The sequence below is a fragment of the Modestobacter marinus genome (assembly GCF_019799945.1).
Taxonomy (GTDB): domain Bacteria; phylum Actinomycetota; class Actinomycetes; order Mycobacteriales; family Geodermatophilaceae; genus Modestobacter; species Modestobacter marinus_B.
The window spans coordinates 167,924-184,387 of sequence record NZ_JABGCH010000001.1 but is presented as its reverse complement, the minus strand read 5'-3'; the positions used below and the strand labels follow the sequence as shown (position 1 = coordinate 184,387).

At 74.4% G+C, this 16,464-nt stretch carries 18 protein-coding genes; 9 read left to right on the top strand and 9 right to left on the bottom strand.

Going from position 1 to position 16,464, the window contains the following annotated elements:
- The first annotated feature begins 12 nt into the window (after nt 1–12).
- Nucleotides 13–588 carry a hypothetical protein gene (locus tag HK417_RS00875; protein ID WP_222262368.1) on the top strand — a complete coding sequence of 192 codons (576 nt, stop codon included), beginning with the start codon at nt 13–15 and terminating at the stop codon, nt 586–588.
- A gap of 2 nt (nt 589–590) precedes the next feature.
- Here the strand turns inward: HK417_RS00875 and HK417_RS00870 are convergent, their stop codons facing one another.
- Complete coding sequence (locus HK417_RS00870; protein ID WP_222262366.1) at nt 591–1,313, bottom strand: (2Fe-2S)-binding protein; 723 nt, start codon at nt 1,311–1,313, stop codon at nt 591–593.
- A 134-nt stretch (nt 1,314–1,447) separates the two neighbouring features.
- Here HK417_RS00870 and acs point away from each other — a divergent pair, with 134 nt between their 5' ends.
- From acs to HK417_RS00855, 3 genes are all read left to right on the top strand, one after another.
- Entirely contained in the window at nt 1,448–3,427 is a 1,980-nt protein-coding gene (gene acs, locus HK417_RS00865; RefSeq protein ID WP_222262363.1) for an acetate--CoA ligase, read from the top strand.
- Between the two features lie 217 nt (nt 3,428–3,644).
- Entirely contained in the window at nt 3,645–4,148 is a 504-nt protein-coding gene (locus tag HK417_RS00860) for a phage holin family protein (RefSeq protein WP_222262361.1), read from the top strand.
- 13 nt (nt 4,149–4,161) lie between these two features.
- A complete protein-coding gene (locus HK417_RS00855) occupies nt 4,162–5,088 on the top strand; it encodes an alpha/beta fold hydrolase (RefSeq protein WP_222262359.1) in 927 nt (308 codons plus the stop codon).
- Between the two features lie 59 nt (nt 5,089–5,147).
- Here HK417_RS00855 and HK417_RS00850 read toward each other — a convergent pair whose 3' ends face one another.
- The 5 genes from HK417_RS00850 to nth are packed head-to-tail and all read right to left on the bottom strand — an operon-like array spanning nt 5,148 to nt 8,979.
- Nucleotides 5,148–6,329, bottom strand: coding sequence for a MarP family serine protease (locus HK417_RS00850; protein WP_222262357.1), 1,182 nt, complete (start codon nt 6,327–6,329; stop codon nt 5,148–5,150).
- Nucleotides 6,330–6,336: 7 nt separating this feature from the next.
- Nucleotides 6,337–6,816, bottom strand: coding sequence for a plastocyanin/azurin family copper-binding protein (locus tag HK417_RS00845; protein WP_222262355.1), 480 nt, complete (start codon nt 6,814–6,816; stop codon nt 6,337–6,339).
- Nucleotides 6,813–7,583: an NUDIX hydrolase gene (locus HK417_RS00840; protein ID WP_222262353.1), complete on the bottom strand. Its 771-nt coding sequence runs from the start codon at nt 7,581–7,583 to the stop codon at nt 6,813–6,815. Before HK417_RS00840 ends, HK417_RS00845 begins: the two co-directional genes overlap by 4 nt.
- A complete protein-coding gene (locus HK417_RS00835) occupies nt 7,580–8,173 on the bottom strand; it encodes a TlpA family protein disulfide reductase (RefSeq protein WP_222262351.1) in 594 nt (197 codons plus the stop codon). The genes HK417_RS00840 and HK417_RS00835 overlap by 4 nt, the downstream gene beginning before the upstream one ends.
- Nucleotides 8,170–8,979, bottom strand: a complete 810-nt coding sequence (gene nth, locus HK417_RS00830) for an endonuclease III (protein WP_222262349.1) — start codon at nt 8,977–8,979, stop codon at nt 8,170–8,172. Before nth ends, HK417_RS00835 begins: the two co-directional genes overlap by 4 nt.
- A gap of 158 nt (nt 8,980–9,137) precedes the next feature.
- Between nth and HK417_RS00825 the strand changes: the two genes are divergently transcribed.
- Together HK417_RS00825 and HK417_RS00820 are read left to right on the top strand one after the other, a co-directional pair.
- Nucleotides 9,138–9,422 (top strand): hypothetical protein, encoded by a 285-nt coding sequence (locus HK417_RS00825; RefSeq protein ID WP_222262347.1) that lies wholly within the window; start codon nt 9,138–9,140, stop codon nt 9,420–9,422.
- Nucleotides 9,423–9,584: 162 nt separating this feature from the next.
- Nucleotides 9,585–10,259 (top strand): Crp/Fnr family transcriptional regulator, encoded by a 675-nt coding sequence (locus tag HK417_RS00820; RefSeq protein WP_222262345.1) that lies wholly within the window; start codon nt 9,585–9,587, stop codon nt 10,257–10,259.
- Nucleotides 10,260–10,310: 51 nt separating this feature from the next.
- Here the strand turns inward: HK417_RS00820 and HK417_RS00815 are convergent, their stop codons facing one another.
- Genes HK417_RS00815 through HK417_RS00805 form a run of 3 tightly spaced genes read right to left on the bottom strand, consistent with a single transcriptional unit; the run spans nt 10,311 to nt 11,780 of the window.
- On the bottom strand, nt 10,311–11,129 hold the full coding sequence (locus HK417_RS00815) for an NUDIX hydrolase (RefSeq protein ID WP_222262343.1): 819 nt from the start codon (nt 11,127–11,129) through the stop codon (nt 10,311–10,313).
- The gene (locus HK417_RS00810) at nt 11,126–11,596 is read right to left on the bottom strand and encodes a RidA family protein (protein WP_222262341.1); all 471 of its coding nucleotides are present in this window, start codon (nt 11,594–11,596) and stop codon (nt 11,126–11,128) included. Before HK417_RS00810 ends, HK417_RS00815 begins: the two co-directional genes overlap by 4 nt.
- 10 nt (nt 11,597–11,606) lie before the next feature.
- Nucleotides 11,607–11,780, bottom strand: a complete 174-nt coding sequence (locus tag HK417_RS00805) for a DUF4177 domain-containing protein (protein ID WP_222262339.1) — start codon at nt 11,778–11,780, stop codon at nt 11,607–11,609.
- A 61-nt stretch (nt 11,781–11,841) separates the two neighbouring features.
- On the opposite strand from HK417_RS00805, the gene HK417_RS00800 reads away from it, so the two are divergent.
- The 3 genes from HK417_RS00800 to HK417_RS00790 all read left to right on the top strand — a co-directional run bounded on the left by HK417_RS00800 (nt 11,842) and on the right by HK417_RS00790 (nt 16,403).
- Nucleotides 11,842–12,849 (top strand): ArsA-related P-loop ATPase, encoded by a 1,008-nt coding sequence (locus HK417_RS00800; protein ID WP_222262337.1) that lies wholly within the window; start codon nt 11,842–11,844, stop codon nt 12,847–12,849.
- Nucleotides 12,846–14,054 (top strand): ArsA family ATPase, encoded by a 1,209-nt coding sequence (locus HK417_RS00795; protein ID WP_222262335.1) that lies wholly within the window; start codon nt 12,846–12,848, stop codon nt 14,052–14,054. The genes HK417_RS00800 and HK417_RS00795 overlap by 4 nt, the downstream gene beginning before the upstream one ends.
- A gap of 111 nt (nt 14,055–14,165) precedes the next feature.
- A complete protein-coding gene (locus HK417_RS00790) occupies nt 14,166–16,403 on the top strand; it encodes a transglycosylase domain-containing protein (RefSeq protein WP_222262333.1) in 2,238 nt (745 codons plus the stop codon).
- The last annotated feature ends 61 nt before the right edge of the window (nt 16,404–16,464 follow it).

Sequence of the window (16,464 nt, the reverse complement as noted above, 5' to 3'; positions counted from 1 at the left end):
ATGCTGCAGGGGATGAGCACCCACGAGGAACCCGCGGCCGCGACGCTCGAGGACCGGTTGCGCCTGCTGGCCGAGGCGTCCGGCCTGCCGGTCCCGCGGCTGGTGGTCGACCAGCCACGGACGCAGGAACGGCTGCCCCAGTCCCGCGAGGCCGACGGCGAGCGGATCGTGTCCGTGCCGCGGTCCCTGCTGACCGCCGGCCCGGCCCGCCAGTTCTGGCACCTCGCGGCGTGCCTCGGGCGCTGGGTGTCACCGGAGCCGGCGCGGCGCCACCGGCTGGGCGGCATCGGGCTCGTCGTCCTGTTCGTGGTGTACGTGGTCCTGCTGTTCGCGCTCGCCTCGGCCGTGCCGTGGCTGTGGATCACCGTGCTGCTGGCGTACCCGATCGGCGCGTGGACGATCCGCTGGGAGCGGCAGGCGATGGAGGCCGCCGGGCGCACCGTCCTGGCCGCGGCGGGGCACCCGCCGGTCGAGGTCGCCCGGGCGGCGTTCGGCGACGAGCCGGACCCGCCGTTCCTGCGGGCACTGCTCGCCGCGGAACCCACACCGAGCCGGCGGATCCGGGCCGCGGAGCTCGACGCGGTCTGAGGTCAGCGGATCCGGGCGGCGGTGTCCTCGAGCAGCACCCGCCGCTCCGCCGGCGGCCGCCGCGGGCAGGAGGTGCACAGCGCCTCGTGCGGCACGCGGTACAGCAGGCAGCAGGAGGCCCGGCGGGTGAACCGCACCCCGCCGACGTCCTCGTAGCGGGGCGCGGGCAGCGGCGCGCCCACCGCCGCCGCCAGCGGTCCGGCCAGCGCGGTCGCGGCGGGCACGTCCCCGAGCGCGCGGCCCAGCGCGAGCAGCCGGTTGGCCAGCGAGTCGGTGGCGACGGCCCACAGCGGTCGCTCCCGCGTGCCGCCGGCCCCGGCCACCGCGGCGACCACGGCACCGAGGGTCCCGCGCAGCTCCCCGGCCAGGTCGCCCCGGCCCGCGGTCGCCGTCGCGGCCACCGGCGCGGCGCCGGCCAGCAGGTGGACGGCGGTGTCCTCGAGGCGCCCGGACAGCACCCGTCCGGTGACCAGCCCGGCGAGCGCCGGGGTCAGCAGCACGCTGGACAGCGAGTACCACCACACGGTCGCCAGCACCCGCCGGTCGGCGGTGCCCGCCCGGACGGCGCGGGCCGCCAGCACCTCCGCCGTCCAGCCCGGGTCGGCGAGCAGGGTCCCGGGGACGGTGGCCACACCCGGCGGGGGCAGCAGCCCGAGCGCGGCCGCCCCGGGCACCCGCGCCGCGACCGCCGCCGTGGCGCCGTCGTCCCGCCCTGCGCCGTCCACCCGGCCAGTCTGCCGGGGACCTCCCAGCCGACCGCGCGGCGCCTCGGCGGGACGCGGACGTGACCGGGGCCATAGGGTCGGGACCCGAGTCAGCGTCGCCTCGGGGGCGGCGCCCGGAACGGCGGAGGTGGCGCATGAGCGAGACAGAGCCCGGCACCCAGGCGCAGGGCCTGACCAGCGAGGTGCCCGAGGGCGGGTTCCCGCCACCGGAGGCGCTCGCGGCGGCCGCGAACGCGGGACCGGACGTCTACGAGCGCGCGGCCGCGGATCGGGTCGGTTTCTGGGAGGAGCAGGCCCGCCGGCTGGACTGGGCGCAGGAGTGGGACCAGGCGCTGGACTGGAGCAACCCGCCGTTCGCGAAGTGGTTCGTCGGCGGGAAGCTGAACGTCGCGGTCAACTGTGTGGACCGGCACGTCGACGCGGGGCACGGCGAGCAGGTGGCCTACCACTGGATCGGTGAGCCCGGGGACACCCGCACGATCACCTACGCCCAGCTCAAGGACGAGGTCTGCAAGGCGGCGAACGCGCTGGTCGAGCTCGGCGTGCAGGCCGGGGACCGGGTGGCGCTGTACATGCCGATGATCCCGGAGGCCGTCGTCTCGATGCTGGCCTGCGCCCGGATCGGCGCGGTCCACATGGTGGTCTTCGGCGGCTTCTCCCCCGACGCGCTGGCCAGCCGGATCACCGACGCGGACGCGAAGGTCGTCATCACCGCTGACGGCGGCTACCGGCGGGGCGCGCCCAGCGGGCTCAAGCCCAACGTCGACGAGGCGCTCCCCAGGACCGAGGGCGTGCGCACCGTGGTCGTCGTCCGGCGCACCGGGCAGGACGTCGAGATGACCGAGGGCCGCGACGTCTGGTGGTCCGACCTCGTCGACCGCCAGTCGACCGAGCACACCGCGGAGGCGTTCGACGCCGAGCACCCGCTCTACATCATGTACACGTCCGGGACGACGGCCCAGCCCAAGGGGATCCTGCACACCTCGGGCGGCTACCTGACCCAGGTCAGCTACACGCACTGGGCGAGCTTCGACATCAAGCCCGACACCGACGTGTTCTGGACGTCGGCCGACGTCGGCTGGGTCACCGGCCACAGCTACATCGTCTACGGGCCACTCTCCAACCGGGCCACCTCGATCATGTACGAGGGCACCCCGGAGACCCCGCACCGGGGTCGCTGGTGGGAGATCGTGCAGGAGTACGGCGTCACGATCCTGTACACCGCCCCGACCACGATCCGCACCTTCATGAAGTGGGGCGAGGACGTCCCGGCCGGCTTCGACCTCTCCTCGCTGCGGCTGCTCGGCTCGGTCGGTGAGCCGATCAACCCCGAGGCGTGGCTCTGGTACCACAAGAACATCGGCGGCGGCCGCTGTCCCGTCGTGGACACCTGGTGGCAGACCGAGACCGGTGCCCACATGGTCAACCCGCTGCCGGGTGTGACCACGCTGAAGCCCGGCTCCGCCCAGCGGCCGTTCCCCGGCATCGGCGTGAAGGTGGTCGACGAGGAGGGCAACCCGATCGAGCCCGGCGCCACCGGGTACCTGGTGCTCACCGAGCCGTGGCCGTCGATGCTCCGCACGATCTGGGGCGACGACGAGCGGTACAAGGACACCTACTGGTCGCGCTACGGTCAGGACATCTACTTCGCCGGGGACGGGGCCAAGCTCGACGAGGACGGCGACATCTGGCTGCTCGGCCGGGTCGACGACGTCATGAACGTGTCCGGCCACCGAATCTCCACCACCGAGGTCGAGTCGGCCCTGGTCAGTCACCCGACCGTCGCCGAGGCCGCGGTGGTGGGCGCCACCGACCCCACCACCGGGCAGGGCATCGTCGCGTTCGTGATCCTGCGCGGGGACGCCGTCGACTCCGGCGAGGACCTGGTCAAGGCGCTGCGGCAGCACGTCCGCAAGGAGATCGGTCCGATCGCCTCGCCCCGGCAGATCATGGTGGTCGCCGAGCTGCCGAAGACCCGCTCGGGCAAGATCATGCGCCGCCTGCTGCGGGACGTGGCCGAGAACCGTGACCTCGGCGACGTCACCACGCTCACCGACTCCTCGGTGATGGACCTGATCAGCGCCAACCTGCCGGCCTCGTCGTCGGAGGACTGACAAAGGGCCCCACGACCGTCATCCACGACGCTCGTGCTCTGAGTGCCCCGTGCACTCAGAGCACGAGCGTCGCCAGGGCGGGTCGGTCCGAGACCTTCCCGCGGACGTCCCTCCGCCGGGTGGTCCGGATCGGCGGCCGGAGCGATCATGCGGCACGATCAACCCCAGTTCACCGAGCCGGGTCGCTGACCTGCGCCGATCAGGGAGGAGCCCATCCGTGGCCCACAGCGCACCGCTGCACCGGCTGGCGGGATCGTCCGCCGCCTCCGCCGACCCCTCCGTCGGCGCCCTCGCGCACAGTGCGATGGCCGACGTCTCCACCCTCATCCGGTCGGAGATCGAGCTGGCGAAGGCCGAGATCGGCAGCTCGGCGAAGCGGGCGGGTGTCAGCGTCGGCTCCTTCGCCGTCGCCGGGGTCATGGCCGCCTTCGCCGCGGTCTTCTTCTTCATCGCGCTGGCCGAGTTCCTGACCTGGCTGGGCCTGGTCCGCTGGGTCTCCTACCTGATCGTCTTCGTGCTGCTCCTGCTGATCGCCGGGCTCGCCGGGCTGATTGGCCTGCGCATGCTCAAGAAGATCGAGAAGCCGGCGCGGACGCTGGAGACGCTGCACGACCTGCCCGACGTCGTCCGCCGGGAGCCGCCCGGCCAGCGGCAGCACGACCTCCCCACCGTGCGCAACGGCCAGGTCGTCCGGCAGGACCCGCACGCCCGCCTCACCTGATCCCCGGACGCCGGTGACGAGCCCCGAGGACGGCCCTCCCGACGCCACCAGCGTCCTGCTGCCCGGCCCCTGGACCCACCGGGACGTCTCGGCCAACGGGGTGCGGCTGCACGCCGCCGAGGCCGGGGAGGGCCCGCTCGTGCTGCTGCTGCACGGGTTCCCCGAGTTCTGGTGGGCCTGGCGGTCGCAGCTGACCGGCCTGGCCGCGGCCGGGCTGCGGGCCGTCGCCCCCGACCTGCGGGGCTACGGCGCCAGCGACAAGCCGCCGCGCGGCTACGACCTGCCGACCGCGGCCGCCGACGCCGCCGCCGTGGTGCGCGCCCTCGGGGAGCAGGACGCCGTCGTCGTCGGCGCCGACTGGGGCGGCCTGGTGGCCTGGACGATGGCCGCGCTGCACCCGCGCAGCGTGCGCCGGCTGGTGGTCGTCGGCACCGCGCACCCCCGCCAGCTGCGCAGCTCGATGGTGGACCGCCGGCAGCGCCGGGCGCTGGCCCACGCCCTCCGCTTCCAGCTCCCCCGCCTGCCCGAACGCCGGCTCACCCGCGCCGACGACGACCCGGTCGCCGAGCTGATGCGCCGGTGGGCCGGGCCGTCGTGGGTGCACACCGCCGACTTCGCCGAGGCGGTGCAGCGGTACCGGTCGGCCACGCGGATCCCGCAGGCGGCCTACGGCGCGATGGAGTACTACCGCTGGGCCGGCCGCTCCCAGCTGCGCCCCGACGGGCTCCGCTTCGCCCGCCGGATGGCCGCGCCGATCACCGCGCCGACCCTGCAGCTGCACGGCGTCGCGGACCCGTACGTCCTCCCGCGCACCGCGCAGGGCTCGGGCCGCTACGTGGCGGGCGCCTACGAGTGGCGGGAGCTCTCGGGGGTGGGCCACTTCCCGCACGAAGAGGCCGCCGAGGAGGTCACCGCCGCCATCGCCGGCTGGGCGACGTGAGAAAGGACCCCGTCCTCCCCGCCCTTCGCAGGCTCAGGGCGGTGCCCTGGACGGGGCCGTTATTCGCAGGCGCCCGTGTCCACCGCCGCCGTCGCGGCGACGCCGGTGTCCGCCGCGACGGCGACCTCGGCCCGGGTCAGCGCGTAGCCGGTGTCCGGGTCGTCGATGGCGGAGGCGAAGACCACCCCGAGGACGGTGCCGTCGGCGGCGAACAGCGGCCCGCCCGAGTTGCCGGCCCGCACCTGCCCGTGGAGGGCGTAGACCTCGCGCTCGACGGTCCCGGTCGCCCGGAAGTCCGGCCCGCTGATCTCCCCGCGGTCCCGCACCCGCGCCGGCCCGACGTACAGCCCGCCACCGCCCGGATAGCCCATGACGATCGCGTCGGCACCGGTGTCGACCGGCGTCGGCGTCCAGGTCAGCGGCACCTGCGGCAGCCCGGGGACGGCGAGCACCGCGACGTCGGTCGCCTCGTCGACGAAGACCGGGACGGCGTCGTAGGTCTCGCCCTCGGCGGTGATCACCGCCTCGTCCACCCCGGCCAGCACGTGCGCGTTGGTCATCACCCGCTGCGGGGCGTAGACGAAACCGGACCCGTCGATCTGCCGGGAGCAGGTGGTGGCGATGCCGCGGATCTGCACCACCGAGCCCTGCACCCGCCCGACGATCGGGCTGGCCTCCAGCGCCGGGTCGGGCGCGGGGACCTCCCGCGCCCGGGTGGGCGTGAGCGGGTCCAGCACGTCGGGCAGGCCACGCCGGTCGATCGCCTCGCGCAGCGAGTCGTACAGCGTGCGCACCTTGCCGGGGACGGCGTGGTCGACCGCCTGCACCAGCGCCGACTGCCGCACCTGCCCGGCCACCCCCGGGAACGGCGAGCTCGCCAGCGGCGTGGCCACCATCCAGGCGACGAGGAGGACGGCGACCGAGGACAGCACCGCCCCGGCCACGGCGTCGACCATCCGGGCCGGCTCCCAGGTGACCCGCCGGCGCACCGCCCGGCCGACCAGCCCCGCGACCAGCTGGCCCAGCAGGGCTCCGGCGAGCACCACGACGAGGGCGACGAACACCCGGGTCACCGGCGACTCGGCGAGCTGGTCGGCCAGCGGCCCGGAGAGCTGGGCGCCGAGCACCGCGCCACCGAAGAAGCCGACGAACGAGGTCGCGGCGATGATCAGCCCCTGCCGGAAGCCGGACAGGGCGAACAGCAGGGCCAGCGCGATGAGCGCGACGTCCACCAGGGACATCTCCCGGTCAGCCCGTGACCGTCATCGTGCCCACCTGACCGAGCCGGAGGTGGAAGGTGCACTCGAACTGGTAGTCCCCCGGCGCGGTCACGGTGAACTCGATGGTCTCGCTCTGCCCGGGGCCGAGCACCGGGATCCGCTCGGCGATGGGGGCGGGCCCCTGCCCCTCGCTGAACTCGAAGTTGTGGGTCATCTGCTCGGCGGTGTTGCGCACCGTCACCCGCACGGTCCCCGGCGCCACGGTGAACGTCGCCGGCGTGAAGACGTAGTCGTCGCCGGTCTCCAGGATGACCTCCTGGACGCCGGCGTCGTCGGTGGTGACCGTGCCGACGTCCGCGGCGGTGGCGCGGGTGGGCTCGGGCAGGGTCGGCTCCCGGTTGGTGCAGCCGCTGAGGACCGCCAGCAGCAGGACCAGCGCCCCGAGGCGGGCACGGCGGGACGCGGACGGGTGCCGGCCGGGGCGGGTCCCGGGGGGAGCTGCGCTCATCGCCCAGGAACCGTACGCGCGGTGTCCGGCTGTCCGGCGTCGTCGGCCACCGTCGGCGCGGCGCGGTCGGCCACGTCGTCGTCCAGCGGCTCGTCGCCGGCCGCGCCCGCGCCGGCCACCGCGGAGAGCGGCACCGCCAGCGGCCGGACGTCGCGGTGATCCCACGGCCGGTTGAGCCCGGCGGCCTCCAGGACGGCGTCGAGCAGGCCTGCGGTGAACCCCCACACCACCATGTCGGCCACCCCGAAGGCCGGCCCGACGTAACCCGACGGGTGCCGCACGCGGAACCGGTTGGCCGGGTCGACCAGCTCGGCCAGCGGGACCCGGGCCACCCGGGCGACCTCCCGCGGGTCGCCGACGGTCACGTCCCGCGGGTCGTCCCACCAGCCGACGACCGGCACGACCAGGTTGTCCGACGGCCCGAGGAACAGCTCGGGCAGCGTGACCAGCACCCGGACCCCGGCCGGGTCGATCCCGGCCTCCTCCTGCGCCTCCCGCAGCGCGGTGCCCACCGGGTAGTCGTCCCCGGGGTCGGCGCCGCCGCCGGGGAACGCGGGCTGCCCGGCGTGGCTGCGCAGGTGCGGCGACTTCTCGATGAGCAGCACGTCGGCCCCGGCCGGGCCGTCGCCGAGCAGGATCAGCACCGCCGAGCGGCGGGCGCTGGCCGACGGCCGGCCGTGCCGGTGCTGCAGCGGCAGGTCGTCCGCGGCGGCGACCAGCCGCCGGACGTGCTCGGGGAGCCCGGTGAGCTCCTCGGCGGGCCTCACAGCTGCACGCCCAGGTGCTCGCCGACCAGCTGCTCGAACTCCGCCAGCGACTCCACCTGGCCGACCTCGACGTGCGCGATCGACCCGTCGGCGGCGAGGAAGAGGGTGTACGGCAGCGCCGCGAACCCGAGCGCGGTCATCGCCGTCCCGTCGCCGTCGAAGGCGCTCGGGAAGGTCACGTCGGCGTCCGCGGCGAAGGAGGTCGACTGCGGAACGCCGTCCTGGCTGGCCACCCCGACGACCCGCAGCCGGTCGCCCGCGACGTCGGCCAGCTGCTGGACCAGCGGCAGCTCCTCCCGGCACGGGCCGCACCAGCTCGCCCAGAGATTCACCACGGTGGGCGTCCCCTGTGCCCGGTCGAAGTCCAGGGTGCCGCCGCTGAAGCACGGCAGCGCGATGCCGGACAGGTCGGTGGTCACGGCGGGCTGGTCGGGCTGCTCGGCGCAGGCGGTGAGCCCGGTGTCGACGTTGGCGACCGCCGTGCTCGCCGGCGCGGCGTCCGGCTCGCCGGCGGCGGTGGACGAGCAGCCGGCGAGCAGCGCCAGGGCGCCGGTCAGCAGCGCCGCGCGGGCCCGGGGACGACGGCTCACTCGGTGTCCGAGGCGGCCGGGGACTTCACCAGCTTCGCCGCGGCCTCCGGGTCGAGCGGCCCGACGCCGAAGCTCGGGCACCAGGCAGCCAGCCCGCACGCGCCGCACGCCGGCTTCTTGGCGTGGCACACCCGGCGGCCGTGGAAGATCACCCGGTGGGAGAAGATCGTCCACTCCTTCTTCGGGATGATCTCGGCGATCTGCGCCTCGACCTTGACCGGGTCCTCCTCCGCCGTCCAGCCGAACCGGCGCACCAGCCGGCCGAAGTGGGTGTCGACGGTGAGCCCCGGGACGCCGAAGGCGTTGCCCAGCACCACGTTGGCGGTCTTGCGCCCCACGCCGGGCAGGGTGACCAGGTCCGCCAGCCGGCCGGGGACCTCCCCGTCGAACCGCTCGACCAGCGCCTGCCCCAGCCCGATCACCGAGTTGGCCTTGGCCCGGAAGAACCCGGTCGGCTTCAGGATCTCCTCGAGCTCGGCGCGGTCGGCGCCGGCGTAGTCGGCGGCGGTCGGGTACCGGGCGAACAACCGCGGGGTGACCTTGTTGACCATCTTGTCCGTGGTCTGCGCGGACAGCACGGTGGCCACCAGCAGCTCCAGCGGGGTGGTGAAGTCCAGCTCGCAGTGCGCGTCGGGGTGGATGACCGCCAGCTCGCGGGCCATCCGGCGGGCCCGCCGGGTTCGGGCGAGCGGGCTCTCCGCGGGGTCGAAGGCGCCGACGCCGAGACGGGCGACCGGGCCGGGACGGCGGGCGCGCACCGGCCGCGTGTAGATCGAGGTGCCGGCGGACTCGACGGACTGGGACACGCACTGCAGGGTAGGCGTCGGCACCGACGCCCACCGCCGGTCATACTCGTCGGTGGTGCACGATCCGGCCCCGCGCTGGGTACGTCCCCCACCGAACGACGGACGTCGTCTCTCCCCCCGGGCCGCCCAGCCCGGAAGACGCCGCCGAGGAGGTTCTCGTGGTCGCCCTCGTCGTCATCCTGTTCCCTCCGCTGCTGATCGCGTTCCTGCTGGTCATGGAGCGGGTGGAGGAGCCCCTGCGGCGCCCCACCTCACAGCGCGAGGTCGAGGACTTCCTCGACTCCGCGACCGCTGGCGAGGTCGGCACGCTCGCGAGCTCCGGCATCCGCCGGGCCATGAGCCGGTGGCGGGAGCGCCGCCGCGGACGCGCCCGCCGCACGCCCGAGCCGGCGCTCACCGACTGGGAGCACAAGCACCCGGAGCACAGCCGCCAGGCAGGGTGATCGAGATCTCACATCCGTGCCCTCCGGACCAGCCCTAGGGGGGGTGCCACTCAGAGTGGGCACCCAGGTGACGCACCGCACCGGGTGAGTCTGGCCACAGGCCCTAGACTCTCCGAGGACGCGGGTCGCCATCGCACCCGTGAGGACGTTCGAGAGGTGCACGTGGACGAGGTACTTGCCCAGTCCGGTCTCTTCCAGGGGCTGTCGGAGGAGGCTGCCGAGCCGGTGGCCAGCTCGCTGGAGACGGTGACGCTGCCACGCGGCCGGGTGGTCTTCAACGAGGGCGAGTCGGGTGACACCCTCTACGTCGTCCTCTCCGGCAAGATCAAGCTGTCCCGGCGGGCACCGGACGGCCGGGAGAACGTGCTGGCCGTCATGGGGCCGTCCGACCAGTTCGGCGAGCTGTCGGTGTTCGACCCCGGCCCTCGGACGGCGACCGCGACGGCGGTCACCGACGTGCGGCTGGCCAAGATGCCGAACCAGATGCTGCGGCCGTGGATCACTGCGCACCCCGAGATCGGCGAACAGCTGCTGCGCGTGCTGGCCCGGCGGCTGCGGCGCACCAACGACTCGGTCGCCGACCTCATCTTCACCGACGTGCCCGGCCGGGTCGCCAAGGCGCTGCTGCAGATGGCCGACCGGTTCGGCAGCCGGGAGTCCGACGGCCTGCGGGTCAAGCACGACCTCACCCAGGAGGAGCTGGCCCAGCTGGTCGGCGCCTCGCGGGAGACGGTGAACAAGGCCCTGGCCGACTTCGTGCACCGCGGCTGGATCCAGCTGCAGGGCAAGTCGGTCGTCGTCCTCGACGAGGAGCGCCTGCGCCGCCGCGCGCGCTGACCCAACAGTCCGGCGGAAGGGCTCCACGCCAGCCGGCGTGGAGCCCTTCGGCTACGCCGGTAGCGGCAGGACCATCCGGATCCGGGTGCCGTCGGGCAGGACGGCGAACCGGCCGCCAGGCTCCTCGGCGAAGGTCGGCATGATCGGCTCCAGCGGCGCCGGCGGGGACCCGGCCAGCGCGGACGCGGCGTCCGGGAAAGCGGCCAGCTGCTCGAGGGTGTGGATCGTGGGCGGCAGCATCGGCCGGGTGCCGGCACGGTGCTCGGTCAGCGCCGCGGCCGGCGTCGTCCAGACCGCCTCGTCGGCCTCCCCCGAGACGTCCCGCGCCTCCTGCCCGGCCGGCACCAGCGCCGCGAAGAACCGGGTGTCGTAGCGCCGTCCCTCCCCGGGCGGGGTGATCCAGTGCGCGAACGGGCGGAGCAGGTCCGCGCGCAGCGCGAGGTCCCGGCGGGCCAGCAGCTCGCTGAGGGACAGCTCGTGGGCGAGCAGTGCGCGTCGCTCACGCTCCCACTCCTCGCCGGAGACGTCGTCCACCAGCCCTGCCGTCCCCCCGCCGCCCGCCGCCGGACCGGCCAGCAGGACGCCGGCCTCCTCGAAGGTCTCCCGGACGGCGGCGCACACCAGCTCGCGGGCCAGCCGCTCGTCGCCGCCCAGGGACTCCGCCCACTCCGCCGGTGCCGGCCCCACCCAGGCGAGTTCGGTGTCGCCGTCCCGGTCGTCGACCCCACCTCCGGGGTACGCGCTCATCCCGCCGGCGAACGGCATGCCGCGGGTGCGGCGCAGGAGGTAGACCTCCGGGCCCTCTGCGCCGTCGCGCAGCAGCAGGACCGTGGCGGCCGGCCGGACCGCCCCCGGGGCGGGACTGCTCACCTGAGCTCGACGACCAGCTCGACCTCGACGGGGGCGTTCATCGGCAGCTCCGCGACGCCCACGGCACTGCGGGCGTGCTGCCCGGCGTCCCCGAACACCCGCCCGAGGAACTCGCTGGCGCCGTTGACCACCCGCGGCTGGCCGCCGAAGCCCTCGGCGCTGGCCACGTACCCGACCACCCGCACGATCCGGGCCACGGAGTCCAGCCCGACCAGCTCGTCGACCGCGGCGAGCGCGTTGAGCGCGCACACCTTGGCGTCGGCGGCGGCCTCCTCCGGATCGACCGAGCCGCCCACCTTGCCGGTGCGTCGCAGGCCGCCGTCGACGAAGGGCAGCTGGCCGGATGTGTAGACCAGCTGGCCGCTGCGCACGGCGGGCACGTACGAGGCGACCGGGGTGGCCACCGGGGGGAGTCGGACGCCGAGCTCGGCGAGGCGGGCGTGCCAGCTGACGGGGGCTTCGCTCATCGTGGCGGCCTCAGTTGGTGGGGCGCTTGAGGTAGGCGACCAGCTGGTCCCCGCCGCCCGGTCCCTGCAGGACGGTCACCAGCTCCCACCCGTCGACGCCCCAGGAGTCCAGGATCGCCTTGGTGTTGTGGATCAGCAGCGGGATGGTCGCGTACTCCCAGGTACGGCGGGCCGGTGAGCTCATGTCGCGACGCTAGCGCAGCCGGGACGGGCCGGAGTCGGCCGCCGCTCGTAGGCTTCCAGGGGTGAGCGTCGCGTCCCCGACCGGAGAGCCGTCCGCCCCGCGCCTGCACGTGGTCACCGGCAAGGGCGGGACGGGCAAGACCACGGTCGCCGCCGCCCTGGCCCTGGCCCTGGCCGCCGACGGCGGTCACGTGCTGCTGGTCGAGACCGAGGGCCGGCAGGGCATCGCCCAGCTCTTCGACACCCCTCCCCTGCCCTACGAGGAGCGGCGGGTGGCGGTCGCCCGTGGCGGCGGTGAGGTGAAGGCGCTGGCGATCGACGTCGAGGCGGCGTTCCTCGAGTACCTCGACATGTTCTACAACCTCAAGCGGGCCGGCCGGGCGCTGCGGAAGATGGGCGCGGTCGACTTCGCCACCGCGATCGCCCCGGGCCTGCGCGACGTGCTGCTCACCGGCAAGATCAAGGAGGCGGTGACCCGCCGGGCCGGCGGCCGCCCTGTCTACGACGCCGTGGTCGTGGACGCACCGCCGACCGGCCGGATCACCCGCTTCCTCAACGTCACCAACGAGGTCGCCGGGCTGGCCCGCTCGGGTCCGATCAAGTCGCAGAGCGACGGGGTCATGGCCGTGCTCCGCTCGCCGCGGACGGCGGTGCACCTGGTGACCCTGCTGGAGGACATGCCGGTGCAGGAGACCGCCGACGCCATCGAGGAGCTCACCGCGGCCGGCCTCCCGGTCGGCTCGGTGATCGTGAACATGGCCACCGAGCCGCTGCTGCCGGCAGCGAGCCTGGGGCGTGCGGCCGAGGGCCGGATCACCGGCAAGGACCTGCTCCCCGCGCTGACCGCCGCGGGCGTGCACGGCGGCCCGGAGCTGGCCGACGCGCTGGCCGCCGAGGCGGTCGAGCACGCGCGCCGGTGGTCGTCGCAGGACGCGCTGCGCGAGCAGGTGGCGGCCCTGCACCGGCCCACGGTGGAGCTGCCGCTGACGGTGGGGCCGATGGACGTCGGCTGCCTGTTCGACCTCTCCGAGCGGCTGGAGACCCACCTGCGCGACGAGGTGGCCGCGTGACGCGACCGCCGCACCTCGCGCCCCCGCTCGACCTCGCCGGCCTGGTCGCCGACCCGGCCACCCGGATCGTCGTCTGCTGCGGTTCCGGCGGGGTGGGCAAGACCACGACATCGGCCGCGCTGGCGCTCGCCGCGGCGGAGGCCGGCCGGCACGTCGTCGTCCTCACCATCGACCCGGCCCGCCGGCTGGCCCAGTCGCTGGGGCTGCAGGAGCTGGACAACGAGCCGCGGCTGGTCGAGACGCCGGGGGTGGCCGGCTCGCTGCACGCGATGATGCTGGACATGAAGCGGACGTTCGACGACGTCGTCGCCGCGCACTCGACGCCGGACCGGGCCGAGCAGATCTTCGCCAACCCCTTCTACCAGGCGCTGTCCTCCTCCTTCGCCGGCACGCAGGAGTACATGGCGATGGAGAAGCTGGGCCAGCTGCGGGCCACCGACCGGTGGGACCTGATCGTCGTGGACACGCCGCCGTCCCGCTCCGCGCTGGACTTCCTCGACGCCCCCAACCGGCTCTCCCGGTTCCTCGACGGCACCATGATCCGGCTGCTCACCGCGCCCGCCCGCGCCGGCGGCCGGGCCGGGGTGCGGCTGGTCGGCGCGGGTTTCATGATCTTCAGCCGGATCATCAGCAAGGTGCTCGGCGGCCAGCTGCTGGCCGACATCTCCACCTTCATCACCGCGCTGGACACCATGTTCGGCGGGTTCCGCGAGCGGGCGACCGCGACCTACGAGCTGCTCCGCCAGCCGGGGACGTCGTTCCTCGTCGTCGCCTCCCCGGAGCCCGACGCGCTGCGCGAGGCCTCCTACTTCGTCGACCGGCTCTCGACCGAGGGCATGCCGCTGGCCGGGCTGGTGCTCAACCGCACCCACCCCCCGGCGACGACGTCCCTGTCGGCGACCCGGGCCGACGCCGCGGCCGAGGCGGTCGCCGAGGCCGGCGGCCCGGGTGCGAAGCTCGCCGCGGGGGCGCTGCGGGTGCACGCCGAGCGGATGACCCAGGCCACCCGCGAGCAGCGGCTGGCCGACCGGTTCACCAGCGCCCACCCCGGCGTGCCGATCCGGACGGTGCCCGCGACCGGCGGTGACATCCACGACATCGACGGCCTGCGGATCATGGGCGAGGCGCTGATGGCGGAGGAGACCGCGACCGGCACCGGGACGCCGCGCAGCCGGGTGCTCCCGGCCCGGCCGCCGGCCGCCTGAGACCCGGCCCGACCGCCGGGCTGACCTGGCGGTCCGGCGGCGCGCCGGTGCCCGCGCGTCGCCACGCCGAGCCCGCCATCGGGGTCCTCCGGACCGGTACCTTGGCATGCGATGTCCGAGTCTGCGCGCCTCCGTCTGGGCACCCTCGCGAAGCTGGTCATGGCGATCGTCGTCGCCGGCCTGCTGGTCGCCGCCCTGCTGCTGCCCTGGGTGGGCGGGACCGGGCTCGTCGCCCGCAACTCCACCAGCCTCCTCGACGCCCTGCCGGTCGAGCTCACCGACAAGACGCCGAACGGCAACACCACCGTGCTCGCCGCGGACGGCCAGGTGATCACGCAGTTCTACGAGAACAACCGCACCCCGGTGACCGCGGACCAGATCTCGCCGATCATGAAGCAGGCGATCGTCGACATCGAGGACTCCCGGTTCTACGAGCACCGGGGCGTCGACGTGCAGGGCACCATGCGCGCCCTGGTCACCAACGTGGCCGCCGGCAGCGTGCAGGAGGGTGGGTCCACCCTCACCCAGCAGCTGGTGAAGCAGACCCTGCTGCAGACCGCGGACAGCCCGGAGGAGCGGCAGGCCGCCACCGAGCAGACGCCCGGCCGCAAGCTGCGTGAGGCCCGGCTGGCCCTCGCCCTGGAGAAGACGTACTCCAAGGACGAGATCCTCACCCGGTACCTGAACATCGCCTACTTCGGGCACGGTGCCTACGGCATCCAGGCCGCGTCGCAGACCTACTTCAGCGTCAACGCCTGGGACCTCACCCTCCCCCAGGCCTCGGTGCTGGCCGGCCTGGTGCAGAGCCCGGCCGCCGACGACCCGCTGAACAACCCCGATGCGGCCGCGGCCCGGCGCAACCAGGTCCTCAACCGCATGTTCCAGCTCGACCACATCACCGAGCAGGAGCTGACCGAGATCTCGGCGAGCCCCGTCCCGACCGTCGAGGGCCCCAGCCCGCCCAACGGCTGCGCCTCGGCCACCGTCGGCGGGTTCTTCTGCGACTACCTGCAGAGCTACCTGATCAACACCCTCGGGCTGACCCAGACCGAGCTGGACAACGGCGGCTACACGATCCAGACCACGCTGCGCCCGGACGTGCAGATCGCCGGTGACCAGGCGGTGGTCGCCACCGTGCCGATGGGCAACTCGCTGGCCGGGATCTTCACCGCCGTCGAGCCGGGCACCGGGAAGGTGCTCGCGATGAGCGTCAACCGGCAGTTCGGGTGCGACGTCACGGTCAACCCCGCGTGCGAGTCGGTGAACCTCAACGTGGCCGCCAGCCAGGGCTCCGGGTCGACCTACAAGGTGTTCACCGCCGCCTCGGCCCTGGAGCAGGGCTTCGGGGTGAACTACCACATCACCACCAGCGACCCGTACTACTCGCGCGTGTACAAGAAGAACGGCGGCACCCGCGGCGCCCCCTACGGCCCGATCGGGAACGTGGGCACCCTGCCCAACCGGCTGAACATGCACGACGCGCTGGTGCGCTCGTCGAACACCTACTTCGTCGCCCTCGAGGACGCGCTGGGCAGCGTCGAGGGGCCGGTGCGGATGGCCCAGCGGATGGGCCTGAAGTCGATCGACGAGCAGGCGCAGACGATCATCGACGGCCGGATGGGCTCGTTCACGCTCGGCCCGTTCGCGACCAGCCCGCTGTACCTGGCCAGCGCCTACTCGACGCTGGGCGCCAATGGCACGCAGTGCGACCCGACCCCGGTCGCGCAGGTGCTGGACCGCGGCGGCCAGCCGCTCACCGGTGACGACGGCCAGCCGCTGGTCAAGGGCGACAACTGCACCGCCGAGGCGATCCCGCCGGGTGTCGCCAACACCCTGGCCAACGTGCTCGTCGACGACGTCGTCCGGGGCACCGGGCAGCGGGCCAACGTCCCCGGGCACCAGATCGCGGGCAAGACCGGCACGTCGCAGAACCAGTTCTCCGCCGCCTTCGTGGGCTTCACGCCCGAGTACGCGGCCAGCGTGATGGTGCTCAACCCCAAGGAGAACCAGAACGTCGGCGGCTACGGCGGCAACAAGCCGGCGCAGATCTGGCACGACGCGATGGCGCCGATCCTCAACCAGGGCCCGACGGGGACCTTCGCGCCCGCCGACCCGGCCGTGGTCGCCGGCACGAAGGGCAGCGGCAGCGCCGCGCCCGCCCCGGCCGACGACGACGATGACGACTCGTCCGACCGCCGTCGCGGCAACGACCGCAGGCCGTCGCCGAGCCAGCCGGCCCCGAGCGGGGAGGCCCCGCCGTCCGCGGAGCCGTCGCCGAGCGAGGAGGCCCCCAGCGCCCCGGCGGAACCCAGCATCCCGGACACCGACGACCGCCAGCCGACCGACTGATCAAGGGCCCCGCTGCCCCCCACCGCTCGCCCGCTGGCGGCCGGGCCCTGCAGCGGGGCCG

What these genes read in the sequence shown, in the direction of transcription:
- HK417_RS00875 (WP_222262368.1), top strand. Translation starts at nt 13, where the DNA reads ATGAGCACCCACGAGGAACCCGCGGCCGCGACGCTCGAGGACCGGTTG.
- acs (WP_222262363.1), top strand. Translation starts at nt 1,448, where the DNA reads ATGAGCGAGACAGAGCCCGGCACCCAGGCGCAGGGCCTGACCAGCGAG.
- HK417_RS00850 (WP_222262357.1), bottom strand. Translation starts at nt 6,329, where the DNA reads ATGTCCCTGGTGGACGTCGCGCTCATCGCGCTGGCCCTGCTGTTCGCC.
- HK417_RS00845 (WP_222262355.1), bottom strand. Translation starts at nt 6,816, where the DNA reads ATGAGCGCAGCTCCCCCCGGGACCCGCCCCGGCCGGCACCCGTCCGCG.
- HK417_RS00810 (WP_222262341.1), bottom strand. Translation starts at nt 11,596, where the DNA reads ATGAGCGAAGCCCCCGTCAGCTGGCACGCCCGCCTCGCCGAGCTCGGC.
- HK417_RS00805 (WP_222262339.1), bottom strand. Translation starts at nt 11,780, where the DNA reads ATGAGCTCACCGGCCCGCCGTACCTGGGAGTACGCGACCATCCCGCTG.
- HK417_RS00790 (WP_222262333.1), top strand. Translation starts at nt 14,166, where the DNA reads ATGTCCGAGTCTGCGCGCCTCCGTCTGGGCACCCTCGCGAAGCTGGTC.